An 8,793-nucleotide genomic window follows, 5' to 3' on the forward strand; every position below is an offset into this window, starting at 1 on the left:
CCGAAGGTGCCTAGTGAACCTCGGCCCGCAGCGGCCGTGCCAGCAGGTCGCCGATCACCTCTGCCGCCACCGCGCCCCCCAGCAGGCGATTGACCGCGTCGGTCACCGGCATGTCCACGCCTGCCGCACGCGCTGCCTCCGCCAGCACCGGCGCGGTGAACGCGCCTTCGGCGACCGTGCGCCGGTCGGCGATCAGATCGGCCGCGCGCCGTCCCTGGCCCAGGCCAATGCCGAGCGAGAAGTTGCGGCTGCTGGTCGACGAGCAGGTCAGCACCAGGTCGCCCAAACCCGACAGCCCGGCGAGTGTTTCCGCCCGGCCGCCGCGCGCCAGACCGAAGCGTGTCATCTCGGCGAACCCGCGCGCGATCAGCGCCGCGCGCGCGTTCTGGCCCAGCCCGGCGCCCTCGACCACGCCGCACGCGATCGCGAGCACGTTCTTGACCGCGCCGCCGATCTCCGCGCCGACCATGTCGGTCGAGCTGTAAGGCCGAAAACGCGCGCGGGCGATCAGCGCGGCGATCCCGGGCGCGCAGCCCTCGTCCTCGCACGCCAGCGTTACGGCGGTAGGCAGCCCGGCTGCCACCTCGTGCGCGAAGGTGGGCCCCGACATCACCGCGATCGGGCGCCGGCCCGCCGTCTCGTGCGCCACCTCGTGCAGCAGCTTGAGGCTGCCGGCCTCGATCCCCTTCGAACAGAGCACGAGCGGTGCATCGCCGGGTGGGAGAGCGGCGAGGACGTCGCGCATGTGCTGCGCGGGCGTGACGACGAAGATCAGCCCCGCCCGGCCGATCTCGCCGAGATCGGCCGTCGCGTGGATCGTCGGCGACAGGATCGCGCCGGGCAGGAACGCGGTGTTCTCGGCCTGGGTGTTGATCGCGTCGATCACCTCCGCCTCGCGCGCCCACAGCGCGACGGTTCGACCGCCGACCGCCATCGCCTGCGCAATCGCGGTGCCCCAGGCACCGCCACCGACGATCCCGAACTCGGCCGCGCCTGACGTCATGCCTTCACGCCCGCGCCGCGTACCAGTTCCGCCGTCGGATCGAGCGGCCAGCGCGGGCGCGCGGGCACGTCGAGCGGATCGGTCATGCCGGCGGCAAAGCGCTCCGCACCGGCCCAGGCGATCATCGCGGCATTGTCAGTGCACAGCCACAACGGGGGCGCGACGAAGCGCAGGCCGTGCTCGGTCGCCAGCGCCTGTAACGCCGCGCGCACGCTACCATTGGCCGCGACACCGCCCGCGACCACCAACGCAGTGATCTCTCCCGCGCACATCAGGGCGAGCGTTGTGCGGTCGAGCAGGCAGTCGATCACCGCCTGTTGGAAAGACGCGGCGACATCCGCCGGCTGGTGTTGGCCGACCGCCCGCGCGACGGCACTCTTCAGGCCGGCGAAGGAGAAATGCGGTTCGCGCGAGCCCTTCAAAGGGCGCGGCAGCGGGACCGCCGACGCATCTCCCTGCGCAGCGGCACGCTCGACGGCTGGCCCGCCGGGATAGCCGAGCCCGAGCAGCTTTGCCGTCTTGTCGAACGCCTCGCCTGCAGCGTCGTCGATGGTGGTCGCCAGCCGGCGATAGCAGCCGACGCCCTGCACGAGCAGCAGCTGGCAATGCCCCCCCGACACCAACAGCAGCAGATAGGGAAATTTGAGGTCCGGATCCGACAGGCGCGGACTGAGCGCATGACCCTCCAGATGATTGACGGCGATCAGCGGCTTGCCCGCCGCGTGCGCCAGCGCTTTGCCGGTGACCAGCCCGACCATGACGCCGCCGATCAGCCCCGGCCCCGCGGTGGCGGCGACCGCGTCCACGTCGGCGAGGGCTAGGCCGGCGTCGGCGAGCGCCGCCTCCACCAAGGGCGCGAGCGCCTCGACATGCGCGCGCGCCGCGATCTCGGGCACGACGCCGCCGAACGGCGCGTGCTGGTCTTCCTGCCCGAGCAGGCGGTGCGCGAGCACGCGACGGGCACCCGTTACCAGCGCTACCGCCGTCTCGTCGCACGAGGATTCAAGTCCGAGGATCAGCATCGCGGCTGACCCTAGCCGTTTGGCGTTCGTTGCTCTACCCGCCCGCGATGGTCTTCCGGCTCGGCACCCGCGGCTCGCCGCTGGCACTCGTTCAGGCGGGATTGGTGCGCGATGCGCTGTGCGCCGCGCACGGCTGGGCCGTGGAACAGGTCGAACCCGTAATCATCCGCACCACCGGCGACCGCGTACAGGACCGTGCGCTCGCCGAGATCGGTGGCAAGGCGCTGTGGACCAAGGAACTTGATCGCGCGCTGCTGGCGGGGGAGGTCGACGCCTGCGTTCATTCGATGAAGGACGTGGAAACGGTGCGCCCGGCGGCGATCGCCATCGCGGCGATGCTGCCGCGCGCCGATGTGCGCGACCGGCTGATCGGCGCAGACTCGATCGCCGCGCTGCCCGACCGGGCGGTGGTCGGGACCAGCTCGCCCCGGCGGCGCGCGCAGCTGCTGCGGCTGCGGCCCGACCTGCGCATCGTGCTGTTTCGCGGCAATGTCGAGACGCGCCTCGCCCGGCTGGCGGCGGGCGACGCGGACGCGACGCTGCTCGCGGCGGCTGGGCTGGATCGACTCGGACGCTCCGATACGGGTGCCCCGATCGGCTGCGACGTCATGCTGCCGGCGCCTGCGCAAGGGGCGGTGGGCATCGAGGTCCGCGCGGGGGATGAGCGATCGCACGCGGTGATCGCCGCCATCGACGACCCGGCGACGTCGCGCTGCGTCGCGGCCGAACGCGGACTGCTCGCGGCGCTCAGAGCGGACTGCCACTCTCCCGTCGCAGCGTTGGCGCGGGTGCAGGACGAGCAGCTCCGACTCGATGCCGAGCTGCTCGACGAGGACGGAACGGCGCACGTCACCGGCAGCCTGGTGGGCGACGGCGAGGTGGGGCATGCGCTCGCCGCGGACCTGCTCGCCCGCGCGCCCGAGACGGTGCGCCGGCTGTTCGACGGGTGAGCACCCACGCACTGGTGTTGCGGCCGCAGCCGGGCGCGAGCGCAACGGTCGCGCGGCTGACCGCTCTCGACGTGCCGACACGATGCTGCCCGCTGTTCGTCGCCTCGCCCGTGGCGTGGCGCGTGCCGGACCCGCTCGACTATGACGCGCTGCTGCTCACCAGCGCCAATGCGGTCCGTCACGCCGGCCCGGGGCTGCGCGTATTGGCGGGCCTGCCGGTGGTGGCGGTGGGCGAGGCAACGGCGATGGCGGCACGCGACGCGGGGCTGGATGTGGCGCTCACCGGGCATGGCGGCGCCGTCGAGCTGGCCGCGGCGGCAGGCGGAGGCGGCTTCGCTCGCCTGCTTCATCTTGCCGGCAGGGACCGGGTGAGCTTGCCGGACGTCGACCAGCTAGCCGTCTATGCCAGTGAACCGAGCGATCTGGATGACCGGGTCGTTCGCGGGTGGGCGGGACAGGTGGCGCTCTTCCATTCAGCGCGCGCCGCCCGCCGCTTTGCCGAGCTGATCGACCGGTTCGGGGTGGAGCGCGGTGGCATCGACGTTGCCGCAATCAGCAGCGCGGTGGCCGAGGCAGCCGGACCTGGGTGGCGCTCCTGCACGGCCGTGGCGCGCCCCGACGACGCGCTGCTGGCGATGTCTGCGCGACAGTTGATTGACCGGTCAGCGCCACCGTTAGATAAGCGGGCGTGATGAGCGACGGCCGTTCCCTACCCTCGCCCCCAGCCGCTGCCTCGCCACGCGGCCTGCGCATCGGCGCAGTGTCGGTGCTGATCGCGGTCGCCTTCCTGCTCGGGCTGGCGTTGGCGCTGGTGCTCGTGCGTAGGCAGAATGCGCGCGACGACGCGATGATCCTGCCGACCGCCCTGCCGGCCGCGCAGCCTGGAGCGGTCTCGCCCCCCGTGCCGACGCCCGATGCCGCGCTGCTCACCGCGCGGCAGGAGGTGCTTGCCGGTCAGATCGCGGCGCTTGAGGCCCGGTCCGCCGCGCTGAGCGCCAGCGCGTCCGCTGCGGGTGGACAGGCTGTGCGTGCCGAGGCGTTGCTGACGGCGGTCGCGGCACGGCGTGCGCTCGATCGCGGCGTGCCGCTGGGCGCGCTCGACGCACAACTTCTGTCGCGCTTCGGTCAGACGCAGCCGCGCGCAGTGGCGCTGGTGCGCGCCGCCGCGCGCGAACCGGTGACGCTGGAGGAGCTGCGGCAAGGACTGGATGCGGTCGGCACCAACGCGGCGGCCGGCGTCCGGCAGGGCTGGATCGACAGCCTGCGTCGCGAGCTCGGCACGCTGGTGGTGCTGCGTCAGGTCGGCACGACCTCGCAATTGCCCACCGACCGGCTGGCGCGCGCGCGGCGGCTGCTCGCCGCCGGCCAGGTGGAAGCGGCGCGCGCCGAGGTGGCGCAGCTGCCGGGTGCAGACGATGCCGCTGGCTGGCTCACCGCCGCGCGGCGGTACGTGCTCGCACGTCAGGCACTCGATGCGCTCGAAACTGCCGCCCTGGCGGTGCCGATCGGCTAAACCCCCTCAGTCGAGCAGCGCAAGCAGCGCCTGCGCACCCGCGGGCGCACGCTCCTTGGCGCCGTTGATGAAGAACACGTAGGTATCGCGTGGTTCGGTAACTGGCGGTTCGTCGCTGACATAGGGCAGCCCCGCCGGCCGATCCCCCGCCGACCAGCGCCGCACGGTTCCCGCCCAACCGTCCAGCGCCTCGGGCGTATAGCCGGCCGGGTTCGCGGCCTCTGCCTGCTCTAGGCGTGCATAGACGAACGACCCGGTCAGGTCCGCGATCACCGGGTACTTGGCCGGGTCGGCATAGACCAGCGCGACGCCCGCCGCTCGCGCCATGGCGACGAACTCGGGCACCGCGAAGCTCTCGTGCCGGACATGGATCGCGTGGCGCAGCGGCACGCCGTCCTGCATCGCGGGCAGCAGCTGCAGGAACGCACGCATGTCGTCCGGATCGAAGCGCTTGGTGGGCATGAACTGCCACAGGATCGGGCCGAGCTTAGGACCCAATTCGGTCAGGCCTTGCGCCAGGAACCGCGCGACCCCCTCGCCCGCATCGGCCAGCACCTTGCGATTGGTGCAGTAGCGCGAGGCCTTGACCGTGAACATGAAGTCGTCAGGCACAGTATCGCGCCACCCGGCCCAGCTCGCGGGCTTGAAGGTGGAATAGTAGGTGCCGTTGATCTCGATCGCGGTGACGTGGCGACTGGCATATTCCAGCTCGCGCTTGTGCGGCCATTTCGCCGGGTAGAAATTGTCGCGCCAAGGCTCGAACGTCCAGCCACCGATGCCGACGCGGATCCGACCCGCGGAGATCGTCAAATCGCGTGCCCCTCCGCGTCGCGCAGGACCTCGCGCCGGCCGACATGGTCCGGGCGGCCGACGATGCCGTCCTTTTCCATGCGTTCGATCAGGCGCGCGGCGGAGTTGTAGCCGACGCGCAGCTGGCGTTGAAGCCAGCTGGTCGACGCCTTGCGCGATTCGCATACCAACTGGATCGCGGCGCGGTATTGCTGGTCCTCGGCGGTATCCTCGCCGGTCGGGGAGCCCTCAAGCGTGAAGCCGTCCTCCGGCTCCTCGGTCACTGACGAGATGTAATCGGGCCGCCCCTGCGCACGCCAGTGATCGGCGACGGCGCGCACTTCGTCGTCCGACACGAAGGGGCCGTGGACGCGGACGATGCCCTTGCCGCCGGGCATGTACAGCATGTCACCGCGACCCAGCAGCTGCTCGGCGCCCTGCTCGCCCAGGATGGTCCGCGAGTCGATCTTCGAGGTGACATGGAAGGAGATGCGCGTCGGCAGGTTCGCCTTGATCACGCCGGTGATGACGTCGACCGACGGCCGCTGCGTCGCCATGATCAGGTGGATGCCCGCCGCGCGCGCCTTTTGCGCCAGCCGCTGGATCAGGAATTCGACCTCCTTGCCCGCCGTCATCATCAGGTCGGCGAGCTCGTCGACGATCACGACGATCTGCGGCAGCGGCTGATAGTCGAGCTGCTCCTCCTCGTACATCGGCGCGCCGGTGTCCGGATCATAGCCGGTCTGCACCCGGCGCCCGAGCCGCTGGCCCTTCGCCTTGGCGGCGCGGACCTTGTCGTTGAAGCTGGCGAGCGAACGCACGCCGACCGACGACATCTGCCGATACCGGTCCTCCATCTGCTCGACCGCCCATTTCAGCGCGCGCACCGCCTTGGCAGGATCGGTGACGACCGGCGAAAGCAGGTGGGGAATGTCCTCGTACATGCTCAACTCGAGCATCTTGGGATCGATCATGATCATCCGGCACTGCTCGGGCGTCAGCCGGTAGAGCAGCGACAGGATCATGCAGTTCAGCCCCACCGACTTGCCCGAGCCGGTGGTGCCCGCGACGAGCAGATGCGGCATCGGCGCCAGGTCGGTGATCACCGGATCGCCGGCGATGTTCTTGCCCAGGATCAGCGGCAGCTGCGCCTGCTGGTCCTCGAAAAGCTGCGACGACACCAGTTCGTGCAGCGCCACCGTCTCGCGTTTGGCGTTGGGCAGTTCGATGCCGATTACCGTGCGGCCGGGGATGGTCGCGACGCGCGCGGAGATCGCGCTCATGTTGCGCGCGATGTCGTCGGCGAGCGCGATCACGCGGCTGGCCTTGATCCCCGATTCGGGTTCGAGTTCGTACATCGTCACGACGGGGCCGGGACGGACTTCGGTGATGCGGCCCTTGACCTTGAAGTCGTCGAGCACGCTCTCGAGCAGCCGGGCATTGCGTTCCAGCGCCGCCTTGTCGACCTGTCCCTTGGGCACGGGCGGAGGACGGGTAAGCAGATCCACCGTCGGCAGCGTGTAGCTGTGCCCCAGATCGAGCTGCGTCTGCTTGGGCTTGGGGGTCGCGACCGACGTCGTGCCTGGGCGCTCGGCGATGACGGGCGCCGGGCGTTCGTCAGGTGCCGCCACGGCACGCGGCTCCACCGGCTTGCGCGTCAGCGTCAGTGGCTCCTCCGCCTCGGCGCGTGCAGCCGGCCGGGGCAGGCTCGGCAGCCGCCAGCGCCAGCCGGTCCATTCGATTTCCAGCGCCTTGGCCCAGATCACCGCGCCGGCGATGCCCGCCACCAGTCCTGCCGTGCGCGCGCCCCACAGCGTCACCCCCGGATCGCCGACCAGGCCAATCAGCCCGCGTACGCCGTTCGCCAGCAAGAGCCCGATCGTACCGCCCCAGCCGCCGGGCAGCTTCAGCACCGCCTCGCTGGAGACGAGCGCAAGCGCCGTTGTCATCAGTGCCACGCCCAGCGCGGCGTTGCGCAGCGTGCCGACCCAGGGCCCGGCGGGCAGGCCACGCCACAGCCGCAAGCCCATCATTGCTGGCACCGGGAGCAGCAGCGCAACCGCCGGACCCAGCAACAGTAGCGCACCGTCGGCGAACCACGCACCCGGCACGCCGAGCAGGTTGCGCGCCGGCAGCCCCGACGCGGTGCTGAACGACGCGTCGCGGCCATCGGCGCTCGCCAGCGCGAGCAGCATCGCCAGAGTGAGCGCGAACAGCGCCGCCGCTGCGGCCAGCGCACCGCTGCGCACCGCGCCCGCGCGCACCGACTCTCGCCATAGTCCTGAATCTGCCCGGCTGGCCATTGTCCCACCCCCCGCGCCCAAGGCGCGTTGATCCTGTCGAAGAATGCTGGGTGGGACCGCCCCCCGGCGATCAACCCCGTCCAGCTGGTCTGCCCGTTGGTGCGGGCGTGGCGGATCATCGCCTCTGGCATCGATGACGTCAAGGCGGAGCGATTGGCACGGCGCTTGGGGGGGCGTAAGGTCGACACATGGAAACGGACGTCATAATCCTGGGCGGCGGACTGGTCGGCGCGACGTTGGCGCTGGCGCTCGCGAAGCACGGGCTAACGGTCACCGTGATCGATCCCGCCGATCCGGCGGTGACGCTGGCGGCTGGGTTCGACGGGCGCGCCTCCGCAGTGGCGAGCGCCAGCGGCCGGATGCTCGATGCGATCGGACTCGGCGAGCGGCTGGCGGGACAGGGCTGCGCGATCGCGGCGATCCGCGTCAGCGATGGATTGAAGCCGGGCGCACTCGATTTCACGCCGGACGCCGGGGACGGCGCGTTGGGCGTGATGTACGAGAACAAGCTGCTGCGCCGCGCCCTGCACGACGCGGCGAGCGACGCGCCAGGCATCGACCTGCGCATGAAGACCCGAGCCGCGAACGTCGTGCGCGGGCCTTCCGGCGTGGTGGCGACGCTCAGTGATGGAACGGCCGTGCACGCACCGCTGCTGATCGCGGCCGAAGGGCGCAATTCGCCGACCCGCGAGGCGGCGGGGATCAACGTCGCGCGCTGGCGCTACGATCATGCGGCGATCGTCGGGGCGTTCCATCACGAGCGCCCGCATGGCAACGTCGCATTCGAGATCTTCTATCCGGCCGGGCCGTTCGCGCTGCTGCCGCTGCTCGACGACGCGCAGGGTCACCGCTCGGCGATCGTGTGGACGGTCGATGCGGCGAACGGGCCGGCGATGCTCAAGCTCTCCGATCGCGCGTTCCTGCACGAAGCGGAAAAGCGGATGGGCGGGCTGTTGGGGGCGCTATCGGGCGCGAGCCCGCGCGCTACCTATCCGCTGGGTTTTCACCACGCCGCGCGGGTCACCGCCGAGCGACTGGCGCTGGTCGGCGACGCGGCGCATGGCATCCACCCGATCGCGGGCCAGGGACTCAATCTCGGCTTCCGCGACGTGGCCGCGCTGGTCGAGGTGCTGGTCGAGGGCAAGCGGCTCGGCCTGGATCTTGGCGACGCGCAGCTGCTCGACCGCTACGAGCGTTGGCGCGGGCTCGACAC

The 8,793-nt window shown here is 71.2% G+C and carries 8 protein-coding genes; 4 read left to right on the forward strand and 4 right to left on the reverse strand.

The window, feature by feature from the left end; all coding sequences use genetic code 11:
- Nucleotides 1-10: 10 nt before the first annotated feature.
- Together JWN21_RS13735 and tsaD are read right to left on the reverse strand one after the other, a co-directional pair.
- The gene (locus JWN21_RS13735; RefSeq protein ID WP_299651348.1) at nucleotides 11-1,003 is read right to left on the reverse strand and encodes an NAD(P)H-dependent glycerol-3-phosphate dehydrogenase; all 993 of its coding nucleotides are present in this window, start codon (nucleotides 1,001-1,003) and stop codon (nucleotides 11-13) included.
- A complete protein-coding gene (gene tsaD, locus JWN21_RS13740) occupies nucleotides 1,000-2,025 on the reverse strand; it encodes a tRNA (adenosine(37)-N6)-threonylcarbamoyltransferase complex transferase subunit TsaD (protein ID WP_299651351.1) in 1,026 nt (341 codons plus the stop codon). Before tsaD ends, JWN21_RS13735 begins: the two co-directional genes overlap by 4 nt.
- Nucleotides 2,026-2,072: 47 nt before the next feature.
- On the opposite strand from tsaD, the gene hemC reads away from it, so the two are divergent.
- Genes hemC through JWN21_RS13755 form a run of 3 tightly spaced genes read left to right on the forward strand, consistent with a single transcriptional unit; the run spans nucleotide 2,073 to nucleotide 4,488 of the window.
- Nucleotides 2,073-2,975, forward strand: a complete 903-nt coding sequence (hemC, locus tag JWN21_RS13745; RefSeq protein ID WP_299651354.1) for a hydroxymethylbilane synthase — start codon at nucleotides 2,073-2,075, stop codon at nucleotides 2,973-2,975.
- Nucleotides 2,972-3,667, forward strand: a complete 696-nt coding sequence (locus JWN21_RS13750) for a uroporphyrinogen-III synthase (protein ID WP_299651357.1) — start codon at nucleotides 2,972-2,974, stop codon at nucleotides 3,665-3,667. The genes hemC and JWN21_RS13750 overlap by 4 nt, the downstream gene beginning before the upstream one ends.
- A complete protein-coding gene (locus tag JWN21_RS13755; protein WP_299651360.1) occupies nucleotides 3,667-4,488 on the forward strand; it encodes a hypothetical protein in 822 nt (273 codons plus the stop codon). The genes JWN21_RS13750 and JWN21_RS13755 overlap by 1 nt, the downstream gene beginning before the upstream one ends.
- A 6-nt stretch (nucleotides 4,489-4,494) precedes the next feature.
- Here JWN21_RS13755 and JWN21_RS13760 read toward each other — a convergent pair whose 3' ends face one another.
- A complete protein-coding gene (locus tag JWN21_RS13760; protein ID WP_299651380.1) occupies nucleotides 4,495-5,292 on the reverse strand; it encodes a DUF72 domain-containing protein in 798 nt (265 codons plus the stop codon).
- Between the two features lie 2 nt (nucleotides 5,293-5,294).
- A complete protein-coding gene (locus JWN21_RS13765) occupies nucleotides 5,295-7,580 on the reverse strand; it encodes a DNA translocase FtsK 4TM domain-containing protein (protein WP_299651363.1) in 2,286 nt (761 codons plus the stop codon).
- A gap of 188 nt (nucleotides 7,581-7,768) precedes the next feature.
- Here JWN21_RS13765 and JWN21_RS13770 point away from each other — a divergent pair.
- The coding region (locus tag JWN21_RS13770; RefSeq protein WP_299651366.1) for an FAD-dependent monooxygenase at nucleotides 7,769-8,793 on the forward strand (1,025 nt) is incomplete at its 3' end.

It is taken from the genome of Sphingomonas bacterium, assembly GCF_028292945.1.
In the GTDB taxonomy this organism is placed as follows: Bacteria; Pseudomonadota; Alphaproteobacteria; order Sphingomonadales; family Sphingomonadaceae; genus Sphingomonas.